Genomic DNA, 26968 nt, shown 5'->3' on the forward strand with positions numbered 1-26968 from the left:
CAACGCATTTTCTAAAGAAATTGTCCGTTCGTCGTAAATTTAAACAAAACGATCGCGAATTACTCCGTTCAGCATGATTTGTATACGAAAATCGCAAAGCGTGATGTTCCAACCCGAACAACATTGAGGAATCAGACCACGGTGATAGAATACCAGCCTGATAATCTTTCCCGGATTTGCCGGTTGTCGGCATCTTTAATAAACGTAAGGCCATTTCATGAAAATCAAAACTCGCTTCGCGCCAAGCCCGACAGGCTATCTGCACGTCGGCGGCGCGCGTACTGCTCTTTACTCCTGGCTTTTTGCACGTAACCACGGCGGTGAGTTTGTGCTGCGTATTGAAGACACCGATCTCGAACGCTCCACGCCGGAAGCTATTGAAGCCATTATGGATGGTATGAACTGGCTGAGCCTGGAATGGGATGAAGGCCCGTATTTCCAGACCAAACGTTTTGATCGTTACAACGCGGTGATTGATGAGATGCTGGAAGCGGGTACGGCATATAAATGCTACTGCTCCAAAGAGCGTCTGGAAGCACTGCGCGAAGAACAAATGGCGAAAGGCGAGAAGCCGCGTTACGACGGCCGCTGCCGTCATGGTCACGAACATCATTCTGACGATGAGCCTTGCGTTGTGCGTTTTGCCAACCCGCAGGACGGCTCCGTTATTTTTGACGACCAGATCCGTGGGCCGATCGAATTCAGCAACCAGGAGCTGGACGATCTGATCATTCGTCGTACCGACGGTTCCCCGACCTATAACTTCTGCGTGGTTGTGGATGACTGGGATATGGAAATCACCCATGTGATTCGTGGCGAAGACCATATCAACAACACGCCGCGCCAGATTAACATCCTGAAAGCGCTGAACGCGCCGGTTCCGGTGTACGCGCACGTTTCCATGATCAACGGCGACGACGGTAAAAAACTGTCCAAGCGTCATGGCGCGGTCAGCGTGATGCAGTATCGTGACGACGGCTACCTGCCGGAAGCGCTGCTGAACTACCTGGTGCGTCTGGGCTGGTCCAGCGGCGATCAGGAGATCTTCACCCGTGAAGAGATGATCAAGCTGTTCTCGTTGAATGCCGTGAGCAAATCCGCCAGTGCGTTCAACACTGACAAACTGCTGTGGCTGAACCATCACTACATCAATTCTCTGGCGCCGGAATATGTGGCAACGCACCTGCAATGGCACATTGAGCAGGAGAATATCGATACCCGTAACGGCCCGCAGCTGGCTGAACTGGTGAAACTGCTGGGCGAACGCTGCAAAACACTGAAAGAGATGGCGCAAAGCTGCCGCTATTTCTATGAGGACTTTGCTGAGTTCGACGCGGATGCGGCGAAAAAACACCTGCGCCCGGTCGCGCGTCAGCCGCTGGAAGTGGTGCGTGATAAGCTGGCGGCCATCACAGAGTGGAGCGCAGAAAACGTACACCATGCAATTCAGGCGACAGCCGATGAGCTGGAAGTGGGGATGGGTAAAGTCGGTATGCCGCTGCGCGTTGCCGTCACCGGCGCTGGCCAGTCTCCGGCGCTGGACGTCACGGTGCATGCGATTGGTAAATCCCGCAGCATCGAGCGCATCAATAAAGCGCTGGCTTTTATCGCGGAACGTGAAAATCAGCAGTAAGGTGTATTAACCGTAGGCCGGATGGGGGTTGCGCCGCCATCCGGCCTGTTGCCCGATGGCGTTGCGCTTATTGGGTCTACGATTCATCAAGGCCCAAACGGGCGAGAAAACCGCGTATGCCTTCTCGCGACAGAAACTGCGCCAGCTTTTCCTGCTCTTTGGACGACATGTTTTCCACGGCATCAATAATCTGGCGATAGGCGTGGCTGCGCACAACGTGGCTGTATTCGGCAAGCGGCTCCTCCGCCTGATAAAACGCAGAATGGTTGCGGAAGGCAGGGATGTTAAGAATAAATTCCTGTACGCGAGCATCAATGTGAATGAGCCTTGCCCGACCGCCTTTTACGCCCGGAAACTTTTCAGTTTCCCATCCTTGTTCTCTGATCCACCGATTAACGGTTTGTCTGGCGACGCCAAGGCACTCCGCCAACTCTTCGGTCGTCATTTTGCTGCGTAATTTTTTCATATTATTTGCTATCGCGAATCCCTAAGCGTTGTAACAAACCGGTAATCCCTTCACGCAAAAGCAAAGACGTAAAGTGCTTCTGTTCAGATGGCGTCATCTCTTTGGCCAGCGTGACCAGCAGCGATTCAAGAGAGGTATCGCTGGTTAACGAAAAGGATTCCGATGCTCCCTCCGCAGAACGCTCGGCGCTGCGGATATATTCGCGAACCTGCTCATTAACGTGTACCAGCCGGGCTTTTCCTCCCTGTACGCCTGGTTTGGGCGACGTCGTCCAGCCTTCCTTGCGTACCCATTTATTGATGGTTTGTCGGCTGTAACCGGTCAGATTAGCGAGTTCTTCTGGCGTCATCCGTTCCTTGAACATAACGATTCCCTGAATAGTCGTATGGTTAATTAGCGGTTCACTTTATAGCATCATTTTAGTTGAAACCGTGACGCGTTTAACTACTAAATGCGAGTTGTTACGCAATGTTCTTCATTTGCCTGCTTTTTCAGCGATTGAATTTGCCGGTGGCATTTTGCCGTTGACACATGCGAAGGGAATTCATATGATGCCGCCCGTCAACTCGACAAGCTTTACGTGACGGGGCTATAGCTCAGCTGGGAGAGCGCTTGCATGGCATGCAAGAGGTCAGCGGTTCGATCCCGCTTAGCTCCACCAAATTTGAATCCCAACAAATCTGGTACGTAAAAGCATCGTGGGGCTATAGCTCAGCTGGGAGAGCGCTTGCATGGCATGCAAGAGGTCAGCGGTTCGATCCCGCTTAGCTCCACCAAAATTTGAACCCTCGCTGAAAAGCGGGGGTTTTTTGTATCTGCGTTCCCGCCATTTTTGTAATACAGTTTCAGTAAGCGTCAATACCTTTGTATCAAATGAAAGAACGTGTAAGAGCGCCTGATATCAGGCCTGTGCAGGTTTGCTTCGCGTCACGAATAAACTTATTATTTGTGTGCCTTATAGCGTGACTGATGAGAACAGGGAATCTATGCAGGATAAGCATAACTTACTAAAAAATATAAGAATATTTATCGTTTCTTTGACGCTATCCATTGTCGGCATACAGTTCTCCCGCTCTATTTCTCCGCTCGCCGTTGTCGATGACAGCTCTATTTTCCTGGCCTGGCTGCCGCTATGCGTCATGTTTTCCGTGCTTTTCTTATTTGGCCGACGCGGTATTGTCCCCATCATTTTAGCGATGATGGCGACCAATCACTGGAACCTTCATCTCCCGTTAATGCAGGCAGCGGTGCTGTTATTTTGTCAGACCTTTTCCGTATTGGGCATTTGCGGGATCGTCCGCTGGCAAGTGGGGGCGCGCTGGCGTCATGGATTGCCTGACAGGAATATCTGGTTGCGTATCTTCTGGCTCGGGTTTGTCGCGCCGGCGGGCATCAAAGCCAGCATGTATCTCGCGGGGCATTGTCTGGACTACCCTGTTGCGATATCAACATTCTTTGGTACAGCAACCATTATTTATACCATCGTGGATATTCTGAGCCTGATTTCAGCGGTCCTGATTTTCACGATGCTCTTTTATTATCCTCTGCGGATGATAATCAACCCGCGCTATTGCCGCATTTTCTGGCGCAGGGACATTGCGCCGTATCTGGTCAAAGAGAAGCGTCTGTTTACCCTGACCTGGATCTCCGTCGTCGTGGCGCTGATCGTTCTGATGTGCGCGCCTTTTGATGCCGACTATATTGCCGGTTATCTGGTGCCCGTCTTTTTTATTGTTTTTACGCTCGGCGTGGGCAAGCTGAGTTATCCGCTGCTGAACCTCAGCTGGGCCATCTCTGCGCTGTGCCTGCTGGTGTATAACCGGAATTTCTTGCAGGGCGTCGGCTCCGAATATTCACTGGCCTTTATCCTCTCTGTTCTCATCTCCTTTAGTATTTGCTTGCTGTATATGGTGTGTATTTATCAACGCAGCGAATGGTTGAACCGACAGTGGCATGGTCAGGCGTTAACCGACCCGTTGACGCGCCTTCCTAACATTCGCGCGCTGGAGCAATTTTTGTTGCAGGGAACAGGACAAACGGTGTGCTGCCTGCGGATGGAAAACCTGGAATTTTTGAGTCGACATTACGGCATGCTGATGCGCGTTCATTGCAAACGCTCGGTGTGTCGAATGCTGCAACCGTTCCTGCAAGAAAACGAGAGCGTATTTCAGGTGCCAGGCAGCGAATTGTTGTTAGTGCTTCGCGGCCCTGAGACGGAAGCCCGCCTGCAACATATGGTTAATCTCCTCAATAGCCGCAAAATTTACTGGAACAATACCGGGCTGGACATGGAATACGGCGCCGCGTGGGGCGCTTACGACGGCAGGCAGGAGACGCTGCAACCCCTGCTGGGGCAACTTAGCTGGCTGTCGGAGCAATCCTGCGCGAACCACCGGGTTATGGCGCTGACCCAAAGTCTTGAGGCGGTCTCCGATCAGACGACGGAACGGGTATTACTGCTGCAAAAGGTTCGCAAAGCGCTGGAGAACGGCGATCTGGTTTTGTACGCGCAACCGATTCTCAACGCGCAGGGGAAAGGGTATGCGGAGGTTCTGGCGCGACTGAAAAGTGATGACGGCATCATGACGCCGGACCAGTTTATTCCACTGATTGCCCAATTTAACCTCAGCGCCCGCTTTGATTTACAGGTTGTGGAAGCCCTGCTGCGATGGATAGCCACCCACCCGACGACAGCGCCGGGCGCCCGTTTCTCGGTCAATTTAATGCCGTTGACGTTACTGAATAAAGAGAGCGCATCACGCATTATCGGCCTGTTCAGGCGTTATGGTATTACGCCTGAAAGCGTGATCATCGAAATCACCGAGGAGCAGGCGTTTTCCAATTCTGAAATCAGCACGCAGAATATTGCGCAACTGCGGAATTTCGGTTTCAGGATAGCCATTGATGATTTTGGTACGGGATACGCGAACTATGAACGTCTTAAACGCCTGCGGGCAGACATCATCAAGATTGATGGTTGCTTCATAAAAGACATTATGACGGACTCTCTGGATGCGATGATCGTGAAATCAATTACCGATCTCGCGAAAGCGAAATCCTTATGCGTGGTTGCCGAATTTGTCGAGACGCCGGAGCAGCGGGAATTACTCTTAAGCCTGGGCGTGAACTATCTGCAAGGTTATCTGATTGGGCGACCGCGCCCGCTGGAAGCGCCACAGCTATAAAAAAACCGGGGAACATGTCCCCGGTTGCGCGTCGTAAGGCCAGATGAAGGCGTTTGCGCCGCCTGGCGATACCGTAATTACAGCACCAGCGCTGCGATAGACGCAGACAGTACGCTCACCAGCGTTGAGCCGTACACCAGTTTCAGACCAAAACGTGAAACCACGTTGCCTTGCTCTTCGTTCAGACCTTTAATCGCGCCTGCGATAATCCCGATGGAAGAGAAGTTAGCGAAGGAGACCAGGAATACAGAGATGATGCCTTCCGCGCGCGGAGAGAGCGTAGAGGCGATTTTCTGTAGATCCATCATGGCGACGAATTCGTTAGATACCAGTTTGGTCGCCATGATACTGCCTACCTGAAGCGCTTCATTCGCCGGAACCCCCATGACCCAGGCCACCGGGTAGAAGATGTAACCCAGAATGCCCTGGAAGGAGATGCCCAGAACGGCCGCGAACAGGGCGTTCAGCGCCGCGATCAGGGCAATAAAGCCAATCAGCATCGCCGCAACGATAATCGCGACCTTAAAGCCCGCCAGAATGTATTCGCCCAGCATTTCGAAGAAGCTCTGACCTTCGTGCAGGTTAGACATCTGAATATTTTCTTCGCTGGCTTCGACGCGATACGGGTTGATCACTGACAGAACGATAAAGGTGCTGAACATGTTCAGAACCAGCGCCGCAACGACATATTTCGGCTCCAGCATGGTCATGTACGCGCCCACGATAGACATGGATACGGTAGACATTGCCGTTGCCGCCATCGTGTACATACGATTGCGGGACATTTTGCCGAGGATATCTTTATACGCGATAAAGTTCTCAGACTGGCCCAGAATCAGGGAGCTGACGGCGTTAAATGATTCCAGTTTACCCATCCCGTTGACTTTGGATAAGAGGAAACCAATCGCGCGAATCACAACCGGCAGAACGCGGATGTGCTGAAGAATACCGATCAGCGCGGAAATAAAGACGATGGGGCAAAGGACTTTCAGGAAGAAGAAGGCCAGGCCCTGATCGTTCATGCTGCCGAAAACGAAGTTGGTCCCTTCGTTGGCAAAACCGAGCAGTTTTTCAAACATCTCGGAGAAACCTTTCACGAAGCCCAGGCCAACGTTTGAGTTCAGGAAGAACCAGGCCAGTAAAACTTCGATAACAAGCAGCTGAATGACGTAACGAATGCGAATTTTTTTACGGTCATGGCTTACCAGCAGTGCGAGTACCGCAACAACAGCGAGGGCCAGGACAAAATGAAGGACGCGGTCCATATTTGCTCCAAATATGAGGCAGGTTTAATTTCCGTGCACATTCTATGCAACAACAATAAAGAAAACGAGATCAAACACACACTATAATAAGGAGCTGTGATGAGATTCAAAATTAGTGATCTGGAATACGTTTCTGTTATGTTTAGTATGGAAGTGAAAAGTTATGTCATTGTGCTAATCTCATACAATTAACAAACAACCTGGTTTTGTTTTTCGACCCTCCCTTGCTGGCCCATAGCCTGGCGCTATCAGAGATATCAACGTTACCCATTAAAATGCACTTGATAATCATTCTCAATAAACATAGCATAAAACATAGCAAAGGCTATGTTTCTGAGGCAAAAGATGACAAACGATCGCGTTGAAAGCAGTAGTGGACGAGCGGCGCGCAAGTTAAGGCTCGCATTGATGGGCCCGGCGTTCATCGCCGCGATCGGATACATCGATCCCGGTAACTTTGCGACCAATATTCAGGCCGGAGCCAGCTTTGGCTATAAATTGCTGTGGGTGGTTGTCTGGGCGAACCTGATGGCGATGCTCATCCAGGTTCTGTCGGCCAAACTGGGGATTGCGACAAGCAAAAACCTGGCGGAGCAAATTCGCGATCATTACCCGCGCCCTGTCGTCTGGTTCTATTGGGTTCAGGCGGAAATCATCGCGATGGCCACCGACTTAGCGGAATTTATCGGGGCAGCGATCGGCTTTAAGCTCATTCTCGGTATCTCCCTGTTGCAGGGGGCGGTGCTGACGGGTATCGCCACATTCCTGATTCTGATGTTGCAGCGTCGTGGGCAAAAACCGCTGGAAAAAGTGATTGGCGGATTACTGCTGTTTGTGGCCGCAGCCTATATTGTGGAACTGATTTTTTCGCAGCCAAGCCTGGCGCAGCTGAGCAAAGGGATGATAATCCCCAGCCTGCCGAACTCTGAGGCGGTATTTCTGGCCGCCGGGGTGCTGGGCGCGACCATCATGCCCCACGTTATCTATCTGCACTCTTCTTTAACGCAGCATCTGCACGGCGGCTCCCGGCAGCAGCGCTATGCTGCCACTAAATGGGATGTGGCGATAGCGATGACGATTGCAGGGTTCGTGAACCTGGCGATGATGGCGACCGCTGCCGCCGCGTTCCATTTTAGCGGGCATACCGGTATTGCCGATCTTGATCAGGCGTATCTGACGCTGGAACCGCTGCTTAGCCATGCTGCGGCGACGGTGTTCGGCCTGAGCCTGGTTGCGGCGGGGCTCTCTTCCACCGTGGTCGGTACGCTGGCGGGGCAGGTTGTGATGCAGGGATTTGTTCGCTTCCACATTCCGCTGTGGGTACGCCGCACCATCACGATGATGCCGTCGTTTATCGTTATTCTTATGGGGCTTGATCCAACCCGAATCCTGGTGATGAGCCAGGTCCTGCTGAGTTTCGGCATTGCGCTGGCGTTGGTGCCGTTATTGATTTTTACCAGCGATCGCACATTGATGGGCGATCTGGTGAATACCCAATGGGTCAAGTACATCGGCTGGATGATTGTGGTGCTGGTGGTGGCGCTGAATATCTGGTTGCTGGTAGGAACCGCGCTGGGGTTGTGATTTGAAGACCGTATAGCCAGGGAAGTTAAGAGAAATGGTTGAATCGGTATTGCTGATAAAAACACAATTCGAAAATAGCCCCGTTTGAACGGGGCTATTTTTAATGACGGTGTCCGTGACCCCGGCCAGGGTGGTGGTCGCGATCGCGCCAGCCTTCGCGGTAGCCGCGTTCATAGGCTTTGCGCTTATCCCAGCCGCGATGATAGCCATTATCGTGTCGCCACCAGCGATTTTTACGCCATTCATAATGGTGGTGCCAGTAATCCCGGTCGCGCCAGTATCTGCCGTCCCAGTAGTTACCGTAATTATCGCGATCGCCAATTTGTAATTTTATCGATGGCAACAGGGTGATTTCGCCAGCGTTCGCGGCAAGCGGTGTAAAAGCCAATAAGGCTGCCGCCAGAATCAGTGACCTGAACATTCTTTTTCTCCTTCACGATCGAGCCGTAATCGGCCTGTTAACGCAATATTACGGGGCGGTAAAGCCCCGTTTCATCGCCTTAACTCTTAAATCATGAGTGAGAGCACTTTTTGCTAAAAAGTGATTATTGGCCGCCGTTCAGGATTGCGTTGATTTCTGCGCATTCGGCGGGAGAAAAATGACGATTCGCCAGCATCCCCACGGCATCTTCAATTTGCGCGGTCTTGCTGGCGCCAATCAGCACTGACGTCACTTTGTCGTCGCGCAGCACCCAGGCCAGCGCCATCTGGGACAGTTTTTGCCCCCGACGTCCGGCCAGCGCATTTAACTGGCGCACTTTTTCCAGTTTCTCCGGGGTAATCTGATCCGGGTTAAGGAAGCGGCTTCCGCTGGCGGCCCGGGAATCAGCCGGAATGCCGTTGAGATAACGATCGGTTAATTGCCCGCCCGCCAGCGGTGAAAAGGCGATACTGCCAACGCCTTTCTCCTGCAATAAGGCCAGCAAGCCGTCTTCGACCCAGCGCTCGAACATCGAGTATTTGGGCTGGTGAATCAGGCACGGCGTGCCCAGGTCGTCCAGGATCTCAATGGCCTGTCTGGCCAGATCCGCCGGATAGTTGGAAATCCCGACGTACAGCGCTTTTCCCTGACGAACAATATGATCCAGCGCTTTCATCGTCTCTTTGAGCGGCGTTTCTGGGTCAGGGCGGTGGTGATAGAAGATATCGACATACTCCAGCCCCAGACGTTTCAGGCTTTGATCGAGGCTGGCTATCAAATACTTGCGCGAACCCCAGTCACCGTAAGGGCCATCCCACATGGTATAACCCGCTTTAGTGGAAATGATCAGTTCATCGCGCCACGGTAAAAAATCTTCCTGTAGGATACGGCCAAAATGGCGCTCTGCTGAGCCTGGCGGCGGGCCGTAATTATTCGCGAGATCAAAATGGGTAATTCCCAGATCAAAAGCACGCTGTAGCAGCGCCCGGCTGTTCTCTACCTGAGTGGTATCACCGAAATTGTGCCATAGCCCAAGTGAAATGGCGGGGAGCTTTAAACCGCTCTGACCGCAGCGGCGATACTCCATTGTCTGGTAGCGATTTTCATCGGCCCGATAAACCATGTTGTTGCCCTCTGAATGACGTGAGTTTCCAGTGTATACGTTTACACGGATTGTTATTCAATGAGATTACACCGTGAAAAACTGTAAATCCTGCTTTCCACCCCTTTTGCAGCAGCTTTTCTGGACAGCTATCACAGTTCTTTAATACTCAACATGAGGTTACCGTCAGAAGGATAGCTGTCATGCAAACCCCATATTCCGTTGCGGATTACCTGCTGGACAGACTGGCAGGCTGCGGTATCGGGCATCTTTTTGGTGTGCCGGGCGATTATAATTTGCAGTTTCTTGACCATGTGATTGCGCATCGTGACGTATGCTGGGTAGGGTGCGCGAATGAGCTGAATGCCGCCTATGCGGCTGATGGCTACGCCCGGTTAGCCGGGGCAGGGGCGTTGTTGACCACTTTCGGCGTAGGGGAGTTAAGCGCGCTTAATGGCCTGGCGGGAAGCTACGCAGAGTACGTTCCCGTGCTGCATATTGTCGGCGCGCCATGCAGCGGCGCACAGCGGCGGGGCGAACTGATGCATCACACTCTCGGCGATGGCGACTTTCAGCATTTTTACCGTATAAGCCAGGCTGTAACGGCCGCCAGCGCCGTGTTGAATGAACAGAACGCCTGTTATGAAATCGACCGCGTATTACGCGAAATGCTGACGATGCGCAGACCCGGCTATCTGATGTTACCGGCGGATGTGGCAAAACGACCTGCTGTCCCTCCTGTAAACGTTCTCACACCTGACCGTGCTGAAGGGGAAAATGACACGGTGGCGGCGTTTCGCTATCGCGCGCGCCAGCGGCTGATGAACAGCCCGCGCGTGGCGCTGCTGGCAGACTTTCTCGCCTTGCGTTTTGGCTTGCAGCCAGTTTTACAACGCTGGATGGCGGAAACGCCAATAGCGCACGCGACGCTGCTCATGGGCAAAGGGCTGTTTGATGAGCAGCACCCGAATTTTGTCGGTACATACAGCGCCGGAGCCAGCAGTGAATCGGTGCGTCAGGCGATTGAAGAGGCTGATACCGTTATCTGCGTTGGCACCCGGTTTGTCGATACGCTGACGGCGGGCTTCACACAGCAACTGCCGCAGGAACGCACGATTGAAATCCAGCCGCATGCTTCGCGCGTCGGGAATAGCTGGTTCAGCGGTCTGTCGATGGAGCAGGCGGTCACTACGTTGCGCGAGTTATGTCTGGAACTTTCATTTTCGCCTCCTTCGACCCCGGCGCATGCGCCCGGCGGCCATATTGAGAAAGGGGCGCTGACGCAAGAAAACTTCTGGCATACGGTACAGGCGTACCTGCTGCCGGGCGATATTATCCTTGCCGATCAGGGAACCGCCGCGTTTGGCGCGGCGGATCTTTCACTGCCTGCTGGCGCGGACGTGCTGGTGCAACCGCTTTGGGGATCAATCGGCTATGCTTTGCCCGCCGCCTTTGGCGCGCAAACCGCCTGCCCGGAACGGCGAGTGATTCTGATTACCGGAGACGGCGCGGCGCAGCTGACGATTCAGGAACTGGGGTCGATGATGCGGGATGGACAGTCGCCGGTCATTCTGCTGCTCAATAACGATGGCTATACCGTGGAGCGCGCCATTCATGGGGCGAACCAGCGTTATAACGATATCGCCGGATGGAACTGGACGCAGGTTCCGCAGGCGCTCAGTGCGAACTGTCAGGCGGAGTGCTGGCGGGTAACGCAGGCTATCCAGCTGGAGGAAGTGCTGGCGCGCCTGAAATCCCCGCAGCGGCTTTCGCTGATTGAGGTCGTGCTGCCGAAAGCCGATTTGCCGGAATTGCTGCGTACCGTCACCCGCGCGCTGGAATCGCGCAACGGGGAGTAAACGCGGTGGCTGGTTATCTGTCGTGGCGGTTGGCGGCCATCATCGGCTTGCCTGCCAGCAGGAGCCAGGCGGGAAGCATAACGATGCACAACAGCGGAAGCAGGGTGGTGTCCGGTACGACGACTGCGGCCATAAACAGACTCAGCCAGCCGTCACGGGTTACGACCAGCATCAGCCCCAGAATCGCGCATGAGACGGTAATTGCCGCCGGAACCGCTTCAACATGCGCGTGCAGCATCAGACCCAGCGCCACGCCCACAAAGACCGCCGGGAAGATACGCCCGCCCCGGAAACCGCAGGCGGCGGCGATAACCAGCGCGCCCAGCTTAACGATCGCCAGCATAAAGTAGTCCGTGGCGCCCAGCGTTTGGCTGAACGCCAGCTGCTGCATCTCGTCCAGTCCTTTAAAGAGAGTCAGCGGCCCGCCCAATACGCCCAGAATCCCCAGCATAAAACCACCGATACCGAGAATAAGTACCGGATTTTTCAGACGATGCACCAACGAATGCAGACGTGGTAAACACCATACCGCCACCATACCCGCCGCAATCGCAATGGCCGCCACCACTGCGCCGCTGAAAATATCGCTCAGCCGCATTTGCGTGTAGTGCGCAATCGGCAAAGAGAAGTGTGGATGGAAGAACAGGCTGGTGGTTAACGATCCTGCGGCTGCCGCCATCAGCGGAGCGAACAGACGATCCCACAAGGGCGTATCGTCAGAGCTGTTCAGGGTTTGCGAGAAAATCAGCGCGGCGGCGACAGGGGTGCCGAACAGCGCGCCGATAGTGCCTGCGGAAGCCAGGATCGTCCAGTCCAGCGCCCCTATGCGTGGGAAAAGGCGAGCGCCGATAGCGACGGCCAGCGCGATATTCACCGCCATAATGGGATGCTCCGGCCCCAGGCTTACTCCGCCTGCCAGGCCGAGGATGAGCGCGATCAGCAGGCCCGGAAGCGCAACAGGGCTGATCGGCGCGCCGATCAGCGGTTCGGTCGCCGGGTCCGGGCCCGCATGCCCAGGGCTGTAGCGGATGACAAGCCCGACCATGATCCCGGTAAACGTGAGCATGCCGATAATCCAGACGGGGGAATCATGAGCAATGCCTAAGCTGACGGGGATTTGCTCCCACAGCAGGCGCTGTAAAACGGAGGCGACTTTCATCACGGCGATCAATACCAGACTGGAGGCAATGCCAATAATGAGTGCGGGAAGCGATAATAACAGCATCGTTCTGGCTCGCGGATGGAGCATGATCTATTCCTTAATACTGAGTCATATGCTTAGTTTGCACAGCCTGCCCGATGGCATCGCTGCAAATGGTGCTGAAACGATAAAGTAATTATGTGATGCAGATCGATATTTTTGGGGAGCTCGTCTCTCGACCGTTGTTGTTATGCCCCCATGAATTTACAGTGTGGCAAAGATTTATTCTGACTTTAGCGGAGCAGTAGAAGAATGACAAAATATGCTTTAGTAGGTGATGTAGGCGGCACCAACGCGCGTCTTGCTCTGTGCGATATGACCAGCGGGGAGATTTCGCAGGCGAAAACCTATTCCGGGCTGGATTATCCGAGCCTCGAAGCCGTGGTGTGCGTGTATCTGGACGAGCATAACGCCAGGGTGGAAGACGGCTGTATCGCTATCGCCTGCCCGATCACCGGTGACTGGGTGGCGATGACCAACCACACCTGGGCATTTTCTATTGCGGAGATGAAAAAGAACCTTGGCTTTAGCCATCTGGAAATCATCAACGATTTTACCGCCGTGTCGATGGCGATCCCGATGCTGCGCAAAGAGCATCTGATCCAGTTCGGCGGCGCGGAACCGGTTGCCGGCAAACCGATTGCCGTTTACGGCGCCGGAACCGGATTAGGGGTGGCGCACTTGGTCCATGTCGATAAACGCTGGATCAGCCTGCCGGGCGAGGGCGGTCACGTTGACTTCGCGCCGAACAGCGAAGAGGAAGGCATTATTCTCGAAGAACTGCGTGCGGAAATTGGTCACGTCTCCGCCGAGCGCGTGTTGTCGGGGCCAGGGCTGGTGAATCTGTATCGTGCTATCGTCAAATCTGATGGCCGTCTGCCGGAAAATCTGCAACCGAAAGATATTACCGAACGCGCGCTGGCGGATACCTGCATTGACTCTCGTCGTGCGCTGTCGCTGTTTTGCGTCATTATGGGCCGTTTTGGCGGTAATCTGGCATTGACGCTGGGCACGTTTGGCGGCGTCTATATTGCGGGCGGCATCGTGCCGCGCTTCCTGGAGTTCTTTAAAGCCTCCGGCTTTCGTGGCGGGTTTGAAGACAAAGGCCGTTTCAAAGCCTACGTTCAGGATATTCCGGTTTACCTGATTGTGCATGATAATCCCGGTCTGCTCGGCTCCGGCGCGCATCTGCGCCAGACGTTAGGGCAAATTCTGTAATTGAAGATCGGCAGGCCTGATACGCGTTAGCGCCATCAGGCAGGGCATGACAGTCGTTGCCTGCATTATCCGGCCTTAAACCGCGTCACTGACGCGGTTTTTTTGTGCCCGTCGCCGACCTTTCCGACGCCCGTCACATTTCTGTTTAACGGGATTATTTGTCCAGTAAAAGCATTATTTGTCTGATAACAATGCGCAGGCTCTCACCGCCATAATTTCTCTCGTTAACTATCTGGAGGAGTCTGTTATGGCGAAAAAACTTATTGCTGTTTGCGCATGCCCGATGGGGCTGGCCCACACATTTATGGCGGCTCAGGCGCTGGAAGAGGCGGCGGTTGAAGCGGGATACGAGGTGAAAATTGAAACCCAGGGGGCGGACGGCATCCAGAATCGCCTGACGGCGCAGGATATCGCTGAGGCGACGCTAATTATCCATTCCGTTGCCGTTACCCCCGAAGACAATGAACGGTTTGAGTCGCGCGATGTGTATGAAATTACGCTCCAGGACGCGATAAAAAACGCCGCCGGTATCATTAAAGAAATCGAAGAGATGATTGCGGCAGAGCAACAATAATTTTCGACAGGGATACACATATGGCCATTAAAAAACGCAGTGCAACCGTTGTGCCTGGCGCATCCGGTGCGGCAGCGGCAATAAAAACCCCTCCGGCCTCCCGTAACAGCTTCTGGGGCGAACTTCCGCAGCACGTCATGTCGGGTATTTCGCGCATGGTGCCCACGTTAATCATGGGTGGGGTGATTCTCGCTTTCAGCCAGCTGATTGCCTATAGCTGGCTGAAAATTCCCGCAGATACCGGCATTATGGATGCGCTGAATAGCGGAAAATTCGACGGTTTTAACCTCTCATTACTGAAATTCGCCTGGCTATCGCAATCCTTTGGCGGCGTGTTGTTTGGCTTTGCGATTCCAATGTTCGCGGCGTTTGTCGCTAACTCTATCGGCGGTAAGCTGGCCTTTCCCGCAGGATTCATCGGCGGCTTAATGTCCACCCAGCCAACCCAGATACTGAATTTTGACCCGGCCAGCCTGCAATGGGTAACGACCGCGCCCGTACCGTCAACGTTCATCGGGGCGCTGATTATCTCGATTGTCGCGGGCTATCTGGTGAAGTGGATGAATCAAAAAATCCAGTTGCCTGATTTCTTACTGGCCTTCAAAACCACCTTTTTGCTGCCCATTTTGTCCGCCATTTTTGTGATGCTGGCGATGTACTACGTGATCACGCCGTTTGGCGGATGGATCAACGGCGGTATCCGCACGCTGCTGACGGCGGCGGGTGAAAAAGGAACGCTGATGTATGCGATGGGGATCTCGGCGGCAACGGCGATCGACCTCGGCGGCCCGATTAACAAGGCCGCAGGATTTGTCGCTTTTAGTTTCACTACCGATCACGTTTTACCCGTCACTGCGCGTTCTATCGCGATTGTGATCCCGCCGATTGGTCTGGGGCTGGCAACGATTCTCGATCGTCGTTTAACCGGTAAACGCCTGTTTAACGCGCAACTGTATCCGCAAGGCAAAACCGCGATGTTCCTGGCGTTTATGGGGATCAGCGAGGGAGCGATTCCTTTCGCGCTGGAAAGCCCGATCACGGCAATCCCTTCGTATATGGTGGGCGCGATTGTCGGCTCGACAACCGCCGTCTGGCTGGGCGCCGTGCAGTGGTTCCCTGAGTCTGCGATTTGGGCATGGCCGCTGGTGAGCAATCTTGGCGTCTATATGGCGGGGATCGTGTTAGGGGCGGTGATCACGGCGCTGATGGTCGTTTTCCTGCGTCACATGATGTATCGCAGAGGCAAACTGCTGATTGAAAGCCTCTGAAAAAAGGAATGACATCATGACGTTACGTTCATCGCTTCGCCAGTGGCTGGTGGAACAACGCCTGGATGCGGTATTGATTTCATCCCGGCAGAACAAGCAACCGCATTTGGGGATTTCCAGCAGCGCCGGGTTTGTTTTTATCACGCATAAAAGCGCGCATCTGCTGGTGGATGGCCGCTATTACGCTGACGTTGAAGCGCGAGCGCATGGCGATCAACTGCATCTGTTGGCCGGGTCGCAGACGCTGACTTCCATTGTGAACCAGATAATCGACGACGAGCAATTGCAGGTCATTGGTTTTGAAGGCGCGCAGGTGAGTTGGGATTGCGCGCAACGCTGGCAGGAAAGGCTGCGGGCGAAGCTGGTGAGCGCGTCGCCGGACGCGCTGCGACAGATCAAAACGGCACAGGAAATAGCGTTGATACGCGAGGCCTGCCGGATTGCCGATTGCAGCGCGGAGCATATCCGCCGTTTTATTCGCCCCGGTCTTCGCGAACGAGAAATTGCCGCGGAGCTGGAGTGGTTTATGCGCCAGCAGGGGGCGGAAAAAGCCTCTTTTGACACCATCGTCGCCAGCGGCTGGCGTGGGGCGTTACCCCACGGTAAAGCCAGCGAAAAAATCGTCGCGGCGGGTGAATTTATTACCCTGGATTTTGGGGCGCAATATCAGGGGTATTGTTCGGATATGACGCGAACATTCCTCGTGAGCGGGCAGGATGCGCCCGTCGCATCTCATCCGCTGTTCGCCGTTTACCTGACGGTTCTTGAGGCGCAGCAGGCGGCGATTGCCGCCATTCGTCCGGGCGTGTGCTGCCAGGCGGTGGATGCTGCGGCTCGTCGGGTGATTGAGGCGGCGGGCTATGGCGATTATTTCGGCCACAACACCGGGCATGCTATCGGCATTGAGGTGCATGAAGCGCCGCGCTTTTCACCAACGGATACCACCCGACTTGCCGCAGGTATGTTGCTGACCGTAGAGCCGGGCATTTATCTGCCGGGGCAGGGCGGCGTGCGTATTGAAGATGTCGTACTGGTCACGGAAGACGGCGCGGAAGTGCTCTACACGATGCCGAAAACAGTATTGCTCACGGGAGAAGCATAATGGATTTATCGCTGTTAAAAGCCCTGAGCGAGGCAGATGCCATTGCCTCCTCAGAGCAGGAAGTGCGCCAGATCTTACTGGAGGAAGCGGATCGTCTGCACAAAGAGGTGTGCTTTGACGGGCTGGGATCGGTGCTGATCCGTCTTAATGAGTCCGATGGGCCGAAAGTGATGATCTGCGCGCACATGGATGAGGTGGGGTTTATTGTGCGCAGTATCTCGTCGGAAGGGGCGATCGATGTGTTGCCGGTCGGCAACGTGCGTATGGCGGCCCGCCAGCTCCAGCCCGTGCGTATTACCACGCGGGAAGACAGTAAAATTCCCGGTTTGCTGGATGGCGAGCGTAATGGAAATGAGGTTGGCGCCTTGCGGGTCGATATTGGCGCACGCTCATATGATGAGGTGATCCAGGCGGGCGTTCGACCTGGCGATCGCGTTACTTTTGACTCTGCGTTTCAGGTGCTGCCACACCAGCGGGTAATGGGGAAAGCATTTGATGACCGACTGGGGTGCTACTTGTTGATCATGCTGCTGCGTGAATGGCATGACGCAGCGCTGCCCGCCGAGGTCTGGCTGGTAGCCAGCTCCAGCGAAGAGGTCGGGTTGCGCGGCGGGCAAACGGCCGCTCGCGCGGTTGCTCCCGATATCGCTATCGTGCTGGACACCGCCTGCTGGGCGAAAAACTTTGATTATGGCGCGGCGAATCATCGGCAGATCGGTAAAGGGCCGATGCTGGTGCTTGCCGATAAGTCACTCATCGCGCCGCCCAAACTGACCGCCTGGGTTGAAAGCGTCGCCAGCGACTCCGGTCTGCCGCTGCAACTGGATATGTTCAGTAATGGAGGGACGGATGGCGGAGCGGTGCATTTGAGCGGGACGGGAACCCCGACGGTGGTTATTGGGCCCGCCACGCGTCACGGGCATTGCGCCGCGTCCATTGCGGATTGCCGCGACATTATCCACACGCAGCAACTTTTATCGGCACTTATTACCCGTCTTACGCGTGAGACCGTCGTTCATCTTACGGATTTCAGATGAGCGTCTTGCGTTAATCAGGAGTTGTTATGTTAACGATTCAATTTCTCTGCCCGTTGCCAAATGGCCTGCATGCGCGTCCGGCGTGGGAACTGAAAGAGCAGTGCAGCCAGTGGCAAAGCGAGGTGACGTTTATTAACCATCGCCAGAATGCGCGCGCGGACGCGAAAAGCTCGCTGGCGCTGATCGGCACCGGAACGCTGTTTAACGACAGTTGCAGTCTGAACATTAGCGGCAGTGATGAAGAGCAGGCCAGGCGTTCTCTGGAGACCTATCTCCAGCACCGGTTTATCGACAGTGACAGCGTTCAGCCGACCTCTGCGGAACTGGCGGCGCATCCGCTGCCGCGCTCGCTGGTTCGACTGAATCCCGATTTACTGTATGGCGCGGTATTGGCTAACGGCGTCGGCGCTGGCGTACTCACGTTGTGGCAAAACGATAATCTGGAGGCGTATCGCGCAATTCCGGCCAGCGCGGAAGACAGCACCCGGCTTGAACATAGCCTGGCGACGCTGGCGGAGCAGCTTAATCAACAGCTTCGCGAACGTGACGGTGAAAGTAAAACGATCCTTAGCGCCCATCTGTCGCTGATCCAGGATGACGAGTTTGCGGGAAACATTCGCCGCCTGATGGACGAGCAGCACAAGGGGCTGGGCGCGGCGATTATCGCCAATATGGAGCAGGTGTGCGACAAGCTGTCGTCCTCCGCAAGCGACTACTTACGCGAGCGGGTAAGCGATATTCGTGATATTAGCGAACAGTTGCTGCATATCACCTGGCCGGAACGACGCCCGCGTAATACGTTGATTCTTGAACAGCCGACCATTCTGGTGGCGGAAGATCTGACGCCAAGCCAGTTCCTGAGCCTCGATTTGCAGCACCTGTCCGGCATGATTCTGGAGAAAACCGGCAGAACGTCGCACACGCTGATTCTGGCGCGCGCATCCGCGATTCCGGTGCTCAGCGGGCTGCCCCTGGACGCGCTCAGTCGCTATGCCGGGCAACCTGCGGTGCTGGATGCCCAATGCGGCGTGCTGGCGATTAACCCGAACGCCGCCGTCTGCGGCTATTACGCCATTGCGCAGCAACTGGCGGATAAGCGTCAACAGCAACAGGCGAGAGAAGCGTCTTTGCCTGCTTTCTCCCGGGATAATCAGCGTCTTGATATCGCCGCTAATATTGGTACGGCGCTGGAAGCGCCGGGCGCGTTTGCCAATGGCGCGGAAGGCATCGGTCTGTTCCGCACCGAAATGTTGTTCATGGATCGCGACAGCGCCCCTGACGAACAGGAACAGTTTGAGGCCTACCAGCAGGTACTGCTGGCGGCGGGAGAGAAGCCGGTTATTTTTCGCACGATGGACATTGGCGGCGATAAAAATATTCGCTATCTCAATATCCCGCAGGAAGAGAACCCTTTCCTCGGCTATCGCGCCGTGCGTATTTATCCTGAGTTTGCCGGGCTGTTTCGCACGCAGCTTCGCGCTATTTTGCGTGCGGCAACCTTTGGTCAGGCGCAACTGATGATCCCGATGGTGCACAGTCTCGATCAGATCCTGTGGGTTAAAAGCGAGCTGCAAAAAGCGATCGTGGAACTCAAAAGAGACGGGCTGCGCCATGCTGCAACGATCCCGCTGGGGATTATGGTGGAAGTTCCGTCGGTCTGTTACATCATCGATCACTTCTGCGATGAGGTGGATTTCTTTAGCATCGGCTCGAACGATATGACCCAGTATCTGTATGCCGTCGATCGTAATAATCCGCGCGTCTCGCCGCTGTATAACCCGATTACGCCGTCATTTCTGCGCATGTTGCAGCAGATCGTCCGCACGGCGCATCAGCACGGAAAATGGGTGGGGATTTGCGGCGAGCTGGGCGGTGAAAGCCGATATTTACCGTTACTGCTGGGGCTGGAACTGGATGAATTAAGCATGAGCAGCCCGCGAATCCCTGGCGTGAAAAGCCAGCTGCGGCAGATGGACAGCCAGGCGTGCCGGGCGCTTGCGGCGCAGGCCTGTGAGTGTCGTAGCGCAGAGGAGATTGAAACGCTGTTGAATCAGTTTGCGCCGCAAAAAGACGTGCGTCCGCTGCTGGCGCTGGAAAATATCTTTGTGGGCGAGTCATTGAGCAACAAAGAGCAGGTGATTCAGTTTCTTTGCGGCAATCTCGGCGTAAACGGGCGTACTGAGCATCCGTTTGAGCTGGAAGAGGATGTCTGGCAACGTGAGGAGATTGTCACGACTGCCGTCGGTTTTGGCGTGGCGATCCCGCATACCAAATCACAGTGGATACGCCATTCCAGCATCAGCATTGCGCGGCTGGCGCGCCCTGTTGACTGGCAGTCGGAGATGGGCGAGGTTGAGCTGGTGATTATGTTGACGCTGGGCGCTGATGAAGGGATTAACCATGTGAAAGTCTTTTCGCAGCTGGCGCGTAAGCTGGTGAATAAAAACTTCCGTCAGTCGCTGTTCGCCGCTCAGGATGCCGAAAGCCTTCTGGCGCTGCTGGAGGCGGAACTGACGTTTTGAATCTGAGTGTCTGAGTGAATGCCCGGTGGCGCTTCGCTTACCGGGCCTACGTGTACGCCAATTATTCGTTTTACGTGTACGCCGCATCCGGCGGTTACGCCCGGTTATCCGTTTTACGCGTAGGCCGGATAAGGCGTTTACGCCGCCATCCGGCGGTTACCCCTGAAAACGCGCGCTGTACTCTCCCGGCGTCAGGCCAAACTGCCGGCGAAACAGGCGGCAAAAATAGTCGCTGTCGTGATATCCACAACGTTCCGCCACCTCGCTAATCGACAGATGGTACTTCTGCAAAATGATGCGCGCCTTCGCCATTCGCACCCAGCGAACATACTCGACAAAACTCATGGTGCCGTGCTGGGTGAACAGTTTTGATAAGTGATTCGGCGTGATATTGAAAAATTGCGCCACGCTTTCTCGCGTCAGTGGCCGGGCGTAGTTGTCCTGCACCCAGTTGCACATACTGTGATAGAGAAATTCCGAGCGCGGGCGGCGTGAGTCCGGGCGAGTATTGACCACGCTACGGCACAGATGCAGCAGGCTGAGAACCAGAGGCTGAATAATATCCTGCGCCTGAGGCGAGCGGCTCAGATGGGTCAGAGCCGTGAGCATGGCTTCCCCTTCGCCGCGCTGCTGGTGCGCTAACTCAATGCGTCGCACCGGGCGTAACAGGGAAGCGGTACGGTTATCGTAAAACGATAATCCTAACCAGGCCGGGGCAAACACCAGACTTAACAGCATCACCGGTTTATCGCTACCGGGCAGGTTTGCCGCCCTGGCGGGGATGAACAGCATCTCCCCCTCCGTCAGGGCGTGCTGTTTTTTTTCGAGCAGGTTACCGTATTCTCCGCGCAATACGATGTCGAGACGCGGTAAATCAATACACAGGCTGCCTGTGGGGAGAGCGGTATGTTGCGTGGCAAACCAGACGCGTCCCAGCCGCTGCGGGTTTAACACCAGGCCGCTGAACAGATCGGCAAAAAACTGTTGGTCTGCGGGCAAGCCTGGCTCTTTCATCACCTAATCCTGCGTCATAAATGCATTAACTGCCTGAACTCTTTCACTTTACTCCGACTGACCGGGATTTCAAATTCCAGATCTTTGAGCCGCAGGATGTACGTGTTGTTAAACCAGGGTTCGATTTCGCGGATCTTGTTCAAATTCACACAAAACGAGCGGTGGCAGCGAAAGAAATGCGACGCTGGCAGTTTGCTGCAAAACTCGGTGATATTCATCGGCATGACATACGATTCCCGCCGCGTGTAGACAAACGTCATCTTTTCATGCGCTTCGGCGTAATAGATATCGTTGATCGGCGTGACGATAATGCGCTCATCTTTGATCAGATTGATGGTGTCGTTTTCACGGGCGACAGGGCTGCCGGGAACGGCGACGACCTGCTGCTGTTGCCAGGCGGCCTCCAGTTTTTGCAGCATCCCTACGATGCGTGATTCCTGGTACGGCTTCAGTATGTAGTCAAATGCTTCCAGTTCAAACGCCTCTACCGCGTGCTCTTTCCATGCGGTAATAAACACAATAAACGGCTTATGGGCGAACTGGCTGATGTTTTGCGCCAGCAGTACGCCATCCAGCGAGGGAATATTGATGTCCAGAAAAATGGCGTCAACGCGGTTATGCTGTAGAAATTTGAGCACGTCCAGACCGTCGTCAAACGTACCGACAATCTCCATCTGGCTATGCTCTTTTATCAGCCAGCTTAATTCTTGCTGGGCCAGGAATTCATCTTCAACGATGATGACTTTCACTACTCATCTCCGGGTTAAAGCAATAACGTTGCCGGTGCGGCGGCAGGGGAGCGCTGATTGGGAACATAAAAGGCGATTTCGGTGCCCGGTTCCAGACGGCGGATGTGCAGCCCTTCACCGTATAACAGCTTAACGCGATGATGGACATTCAGCAGGCCGATTTTATTTCCCGGCATTTCATTCGCTTCCACCCGCTCAATTACTTTAGGATCAATACCGTGGCCGGTATCCCTGACGGCGATTCGCACACGGTTGCCGCATTCGGCGACGCTGATGGTCACTACGCCTTTTCCTTTGCAGGGTTGAATACCGTGGACGATTGCATTCTCTACCAGCGGCTGAATAAGCAGGCTGGGAATGTAGCAGTTCACCTCTTCATCAATATCATAAATGACGGTCAGCTTGTCGCCAAAACGAGCCTGCTCAATGGCGATGTAGTCCTTGATTTGATACAGCTCCTTTTTGATATCAATTTGCTCATCATCTTTTAATTCAATGTTATAGCGCAGATAGCGTGACAGATTAAAAATGAGCTGGCGTGCGGTGTCCGGGTTGAGCCGAATGGATGACGAAATGGCGTTCAGCGCATTAAACAGGAAATGGGGATTAATTTTACTTTGCAGCGCTCGCAGCTCTGCCTTATTTGCCATTTCCCGCAGTTGCTCCGCGCGGGACACTTCCAGTTGGGTGGAGATAATCTGCGACAGGCCGATCGCCATCTCTTGCAGGGAAGAGGTGATCTGATGCGCGTGGCAGTAGTAGATTTTTAGCGTCCCGGTCACTATGCCCTTTTCCCATAATGGGATGACCAGCATTGAGTGTATTTCCGGCGTGCGGTGTGCTTCATCATTGTTTTTAATGATGATTTTTCCGTAATTGATGGCCTGTTGCGTGGTCGGGCTGACAAAATCATCGTTATTGCGGTAGTTGGTTTCCCCCACGCCGACATAGGCCAGAACGTGTTCGGTATTAGTGATTGCTACCGCGTCGGCATGGATATCATGACGGATGATTTCGCACACCTGGCGGAGTGATTCGCTGTTGACCTGGCGAAAGAGCGGCAACGTTTTGTTGGCGATATCCAGCGCCAGCTTGGCCTGCCGCGCGGCGCTGGCCTCTTTCTCGCCCTCCACGCTTTGAACCAGCAGCACGATAAAACCGATACATACGCTGCCGAGGATCATCGGGATACCGATTTTGGACACGATATCTACGCCCAGCGCGATGGTCGGCGCCCAGACAATGACCAGAATCATGGTCAAGGTTTCACAAAGCATCCCGCCCAAAATACCTACGCGCCAGTGCTGTGCTTTTGGGATTTTCCGGTTTATCCAGCCCGCGATACATCCCGCCAGAATACTGGTGACAAAGCACGGTACGGCAGTGACCCCGCCAATATCGATAAGGTAGCGGTGAATACCGGCGATCACACCCGTAATGATCCCGACCCACGGGCCAAACAAAATGCCCCCGGACATCACGGCGATGATGCGAACATTCACCAGCGAGCCTTCGACCGGCACGCCGGACCAGGTGCTGAACAGGGCGAACATCGAGAAAATCGCGGTAACGGCGAGCAGCTCTTTCGGGGAGTGCGCTGACTTATGCAACAGTTCGCGAAACAGGCGGATACGGATGAGGAAAAACAGACAGAACAGCATTAGCGCTGCCCGGTCAAATACCGCCAGCAGCATGTTGAATATTTCGTGCACGGGTGACTCTTGTGACTGGGTTAAACCACTATGATAGGTAACCCGCACCCATATGACCAGCCCGCTGATGTGGCGCTGTTAATGAGGAAAAACCATAACATTAAAAGGGGATTGATCTTTTGTTAGAGAAATGACAAGACCTCACCAGGATGAGGAACGCCTTAAGGTAATTTTATTGATATCAAAATGTTAATTAATTGATGGTTGTTATGGGCGGTATTTTGCTGAGTATTCCCGTTTTCTTTTTAGTATTCCCCTTTTAAGCCGATGAAAAATATTTTCGTTTGCCTCTCGACAGGAGGATTTTTTTCAGGCTATTTTCTAAGCATGCCACGGTCGTGGCAGCGTCGCTCGGACGGTCCGGGCGCTAACGTGAATCTGAGGATACTATGGCTGATACCCGCCCTGAACGTCGCTTTACGCGTATTGATCGTCTCCCTCCCTACGTTTTTAACATTACCGCTGAGCTGAAGATGGCTGCGCGTCGGCGTGGCGAAGATATTATCGACTTCAGCATGGGGAACCCGGATGGGGCAACGCCTCCTCATATCGTCGAGAAACTCTGTACGGTGGCTCAACGCCCGGATACGCATGGTTACTCGACCTCACGCGGTATCCCGCGTTTACGCCGGGCGATCTCCCGCTGGTATCAGGAACGTTACGACGTGGATATCGATCCAGAAACGGAAGCGATCGTCACTATTGGTTCGAAAGAAGGGTTAGCGCACCTGATGCTGGCAACCCTCGATCATGGCGATACCGTGCTGGTGCCGAACCCCAGTTATCCCATCCATATTTATGGCGCCGTCATCGCTGGCGCGCAGGTACGTTCGGTTCCGCTGGTGGAAGGCGTGGATTTCTTCAACGAGCTGGAACGCGCGATCCGTGAAAGCTACCCGAAACCGAAGATGATGATTCTTGGTTTCCCCTCCAACCCGACGGCACAGTGCGTTGAGTTAGAATTCTTCGAAAAAGTGGTTGCGCTGGCCAAACGCTACGACGTGCTGGTGGTCCACGATCTGGCCTATGCCGATATCGTATATGACGGCTGGAAAGCGCCGTCAATTATGCAGGTGCCGGGCGCGCGCGACGTGGCGGTGGAGTTTTTCACCCTGTCGAAAAGTTACAACATGGCGGGCTGGCGCATTGGCTTTATGGTGGGCAACCAGACGTTAGTCAGCGCGCTGTCGCGGATTAAGAGCTACCACGATTACGGAACCTTCACGCCGTTACAGGTGGCGGCGATTGCCGCGCTGGAAGGCGATCAACAGTGCGTGCGTGATATCGCTGAGCAGTATAAACGTCGCCGTGACGTACTGGTGAAAGGCTTGCATGAAGCCGGATGGATGGTCGAAATGCCAAAAGCCTCGATGTATGTCTGGGCAAAAATACCGGAGCAGTACGCGGCAATGGGGTCGCTGGAATTTGCGAAAAAGCTGCTTAACGACGCCAAAGTGTGCGTGTCGCCGGGGATCGGTTTCGGCGACTACGGCGACACCCATGTGCGTTTCGCGCTGATAGAAAACCGGGATCGTATACGTCAGGCGATCAGAGGTATTAAGACCATGTTCCGCGCAGACGGTCTGCTGCCTGTGGGGGCGAAATCGGTAACAGAAGGTACCGAGTAGAAAAGCAAACAGGAGCCATCTGGCTCCTGTTTTTTGCTGCATCTTCTCAATTTAGATCATCAGGGCAAAAGTACCGGCCCAAACGATGACCATAAATGAAATGCCCATAAAGAAATATTTCACGTTTCATCTCTCCGCGTCGCTTTAAGCACGCCTAAATGAACTTAAATTTACCTGTGTATAGAGAGCTGGTGCCCGCCAGAATGAGATTGAGAATGTTCTCCGTCTTTCTTGTGGCATCACCTCAGAATTCTGTGCGTTATTGCTCCAGACGGCGCTAATGTACGCCTAAAAATGAGGCGAGACAAGAGGCATTTTTTTATTTACTTTTAGTAACTTACAACTGTCGTGATTCGGCGACAGTTTAATTTCTGACGGTAATAAATTGCTATTCAGCGACGCTATTGCTGTTCAGAAAAAGTCACATAAAAACCAGATGGTTAACAGGGATATTGGAAGGAAAGATAGCGCCGGGCAATAAAAAAGGCCTTGCGGCCTTTTTTAAACATACAACGATGCTTCCCCTAAAGGGCGCGTTTTGAAACGACGATGGATCCAGAGATATTGCTCAGGTGCGCGCATAATCTCTTTCTCAATAATCTTGTTCATATAGGCTGCCGCTTGGTTCTCTTCTTCCGGGTAGCCTTCCATTTCTGGCGTGATGTACAGACGATAACCTGAGTTATCACCTTTTCTGATCATGGTGACGGTCAGCATCGCTGCGCCGGAAAGGCGGGATAACACATAGGTGCCGTTAGTCGTTGCGACGTCTTTGACCGCGAAGAAGGGGGCAAATGAACTGCCTTTACGGCCGTAATCCTGATCCGGGGCGAACCATACGGCTTCACCTTTTTTCAGCGCGCCGACGATGCCGCGCAGATTGTTGCGCCCAATCATCGCTTTATTTGAACGCATGCGACCCCGCGTCTGAACCCACTCCATCAGCGAGTTATTGTGCGGGCGGTATGTCGCCATCATCGGCTGGCACAGCCCCATGACCCGACCGCCTAATTCCAGCGACATAAAGTGGACGCCTACGACCATCACACCGCGTTTTTGCGCTTGCGCCTGTGTGAGGTTATCCAGACCGTCCACATCAAACCATTTACGTACCCGCTTATCAGGCCAGAACCACGCCATACCCGTTTCAATAAGTGCCATTCCGAGGGAGTGGAAGTTCTCCACTATCATCTTTTCCCTTTCTTCCGGCGTCAGATTGGGGAAGCAAAGCTCAAGATTCTTACGGGCGATGGATTCGCGACGTTTCAGAAAGGGACGGGCAAGTCTGCCGGTTCGCGTACCCAGGAAGCGTAAAACGGGGTAGGGAAGCAGCACCAGTAACCAGAGTACAGTAAGACCAAACCAGGTAAGCCAGTAGCGCGGGTGCAGTAACGCACGAGAAAATTTGCATTGTGGGAACATAAATAC

The 26968-nt window shown here is 54.1% G+C and carries 22 protein-coding genes and 2 tRNA genes; 13 read left to right on the top strand and 11 right to left on the bottom strand.

The features are described from left to right. Window positions 1–217: 217 nt before the first annotated feature. A complete protein-coding gene (gltX, locus tag FD428_RS06535; protein ID WP_047462188.1) occupies window positions 218–1633 on the top strand; it encodes a glutamate--tRNA ligase in 1416 nt (471 codons plus the stop codon). A gap of 76 nt (window positions 1634–1709) precedes the next feature. Here the strand turns inward: gltX and FD428_RS06540 are convergent, their stop codons facing one another. Then, entirely contained in the window at window positions 1710–2099 is a 390-nt protein-coding gene (locus FD428_RS06540) for a YfeC-like transcriptional regulator (RefSeq protein WP_012131383.1), read from the bottom strand. Between the two features lies 1 nt (window position 2100). Next, entirely contained in the window at window positions 2101–2463 is a 363-nt protein-coding gene (locus tag FD428_RS06545) for a YfeC-like transcriptional regulator (protein WP_012131384.1), read from the bottom strand. A 221-nt stretch (window positions 2464–2684) separates the two neighbouring features. Between FD428_RS06545 and FD428_RS06550 the strand changes: the two genes are divergently transcribed. The 3 genes from FD428_RS06550 to FD428_RS06560 all read left to right on the top strand — a co-directional run bounded on the left by FD428_RS06550 (window position 2685) and on the right by FD428_RS06560 (window position 5284). Then, a tRNA-Ala gene (locus FD428_RS06550) sits at window positions 2685–2760 on the top strand. Between the two features lie 39 nt (window positions 2761–2799). Beyond that, window positions 2800–2875 (top strand) — tRNA-Ala (locus tag FD428_RS06555). A gap of 210 nt (window positions 2876–3085) precedes the next feature. Further along, window positions 3086–5284: a sensor domain-containing phosphodiesterase gene (locus FD428_RS06560; protein WP_112001790.1), complete on the top strand. Its 2199-nt coding sequence runs from the start codon at window positions 3086–3088 to the stop codon at window positions 5282–5284. A gap of 77 nt (window positions 5285–5361) precedes the next feature. Here the strand turns inward: FD428_RS06560 and nupC are convergent, their stop codons facing one another. Beyond that, window positions 5362–6549, bottom strand: coding sequence for a nucleoside permease NupC (gene nupC, locus FD428_RS06565; protein WP_012131386.1), 1188 nt, complete (start codon window positions 6547–6549; stop codon window positions 5362–5364). 345 nt (window positions 6550–6894) lie between these two features. Here nupC and FD428_RS06570 point away from each other — a divergent pair, with 345 nt between their 5' ends. Continuing rightward, a complete protein-coding gene (locus tag FD428_RS06570) occupies window positions 6895–8133 on the top strand; it encodes an Nramp family divalent metal transporter (protein WP_024130137.1) in 1239 nt (412 codons plus the stop codon). Window positions 8134–8233: 100 nt separating this feature from the next. Here the strand turns inward: FD428_RS06570 and ypeC are convergent, their stop codons facing one another. Together ypeC and mgrA are read right to left on the bottom strand one after the other, a co-directional pair. Continuing rightward, a complete protein-coding gene (ypeC, locus tag FD428_RS06575; RefSeq protein ID WP_024130138.1) occupies window positions 8234–8554 on the bottom strand; it encodes a DUF2502 domain-containing protein YpeC in 321 nt (106 codons plus the stop codon). 124 nt (window positions 8555–8678) lie between these two features. Further along, window positions 8679–9677 carry an L-glyceraldehyde 3-phosphate reductase gene (gene mgrA / locus FD428_RS06580; RefSeq protein WP_114848275.1) on the bottom strand — a complete coding sequence of 333 codons (999 nt, stop codon included), beginning with the start codon at window positions 9675–9677 and terminating at the stop codon, window positions 8679–8681. Between the two features lie 182 nt (window positions 9678–9859). Between mgrA and FD428_RS06585 the strand changes: the two genes are divergently transcribed. Continuing rightward, the gene (locus tag FD428_RS06585; protein WP_114848274.1) at window positions 9860–11515 is read left to right on the top strand and encodes an alpha-keto acid decarboxylase family protein; all 1656 of its coding nucleotides are present in this window, start codon (window positions 9860–9862) and stop codon (window positions 11513–11515) included. A gap of 13 nt (window positions 11516–11528) precedes the next feature. Here FD428_RS06585 and FD428_RS06590 read toward each other — a convergent pair whose 3' ends face one another. After that, window positions 11529–12764 (bottom strand): ion channel protein, encoded by a 1236-nt coding sequence (locus FD428_RS06590; RefSeq protein WP_114848273.1) that lies wholly within the window; start codon window positions 12762–12764, stop codon window positions 11529–11531. Between the two features lie 204 nt (window positions 12765–12968). Between FD428_RS06590 and glk the strand changes: the two genes are divergently transcribed. From glk to ptsP, 6 genes are all read left to right on the top strand, one after another. Continuing rightward, entirely contained in the window at window positions 12969–13934 is a 966-nt protein-coding gene (glk, locus tag FD428_RS06595; RefSeq protein WP_114848272.1) for a glucokinase, read from the top strand. A 247-nt stretch (window positions 13935–14181) separates the two neighbouring features. Then, complete coding sequence (locus FD428_RS06600) at window positions 14182–14508, top strand: PTS fructose transporter subunit IIB (protein WP_047462211.1); 327 nt, start codon at window positions 14182–14184, stop codon at window positions 14506–14508. Between the two features lie 20 nt (window positions 14509–14528). Next, window positions 14529–15776, top strand: coding sequence for a PTS fructose transporter subunit IIC (locus tag FD428_RS06605; RefSeq protein WP_047462213.1), 1248 nt, complete (start codon window positions 14529–14531; stop codon window positions 15774–15776). Between the two features lie 16 nt (window positions 15777–15792). Then, a complete protein-coding gene (gene ypdF, locus FD428_RS06610; protein ID WP_114848271.1) occupies window positions 15793–16878 on the top strand; it encodes an aminopeptidase in 1086 nt (361 codons plus the stop codon). Further along, window positions 16878–17915 (top strand): aminopeptidase, encoded by a 1038-nt coding sequence (gene ypdE / locus FD428_RS06615; RefSeq protein WP_114848270.1) that lies wholly within the window; start codon window positions 16878–16880, stop codon window positions 17913–17915. The genes ypdF and ypdE overlap by 1 nt, the downstream gene beginning before the upstream one ends. A 26-nt stretch (window positions 17916–17941) precedes the next feature. Then, the gene (gene ptsP / locus FD428_RS06620; protein WP_114848269.1) at window positions 17942–20437 is read left to right on the top strand and encodes a phosphoenolpyruvate--protein phosphotransferase; all 2496 of its coding nucleotides are present in this window, start codon (window positions 17942–17944) and stop codon (window positions 20435–20437) included. A gap of 156 nt (window positions 20438–20593) precedes the next feature. Here the strand turns inward: ptsP and FD428_RS06625 are convergent, their stop codons facing one another. Genes FD428_RS06625 through ypdA form a run of 3 tightly spaced genes read right to left on the bottom strand, consistent with a single transcriptional unit; the run spans window position 20594 to window position 23912 of the window. After that, entirely contained in the window at window positions 20594–21451 is an 858-nt protein-coding gene (locus tag FD428_RS06625) for an AraC family transcriptional regulator (protein WP_012131402.1), read from the bottom strand. A 14-nt stretch (window positions 21452–21465) separates the two neighbouring features. After that, a complete protein-coding gene (gene ypdB, locus FD428_RS06630) occupies window positions 21466–22200 on the bottom strand; it encodes a two-component system response regulator YpdB (RefSeq protein ID WP_012131403.1) in 735 nt (244 codons plus the stop codon). Between the two features lie 14 nt (window positions 22201–22214). After that, window positions 22215–23912 (bottom strand): two-component system sensor histidine kinase YpdA, encoded by a 1698-nt coding sequence (ypdA, locus tag FD428_RS06635; protein ID WP_114848268.1) that lies wholly within the window; start codon window positions 23910–23912, stop codon window positions 22215–22217. Window positions 23913–24301: 389 nt separating this feature from the next. Here ypdA and alaC point away from each other — a divergent pair, with 389 nt between their 5' ends. Beyond that, entirely contained in the window at window positions 24302–25540 is a 1239-nt protein-coding gene (gene alaC / locus FD428_RS06640; protein WP_114848267.1) for an alanine transaminase, read from the top strand. A gap of 51 nt (window positions 25541–25591) precedes the next feature. Here alaC and ypdK read toward each other — a convergent pair whose 3' ends face one another. After that, window positions 25592–25663, bottom strand: coding sequence for a membrane protein YpdK (ypdK, locus tag FD428_RS06645; protein ID WP_010723117.1), 72 nt, complete (start codon window positions 25661–25663; stop codon window positions 25592–25594). Window positions 25664–26041: 378 nt separating this feature from the next. Beyond that, entirely contained in the window at window positions 26042–26962 is a 921-nt protein-coding gene (gene lpxP / locus FD428_RS06650; RefSeq protein WP_012131406.1) for a kdo(2)-lipid IV(A) palmitoleoyltransferase, read from the bottom strand. Window positions 26963–26968: the final 6 nt, after the last annotated feature.

The sequence above is a fragment of the Citrobacter sp. TBCP-5362 genome, assembly GCF_005406305.1.
Taxonomy (GTDB): Bacteria; Pseudomonadota; Gammaproteobacteria; order Enterobacterales; family Enterobacteriaceae; genus Citrobacter_B; species Citrobacter_B koseri.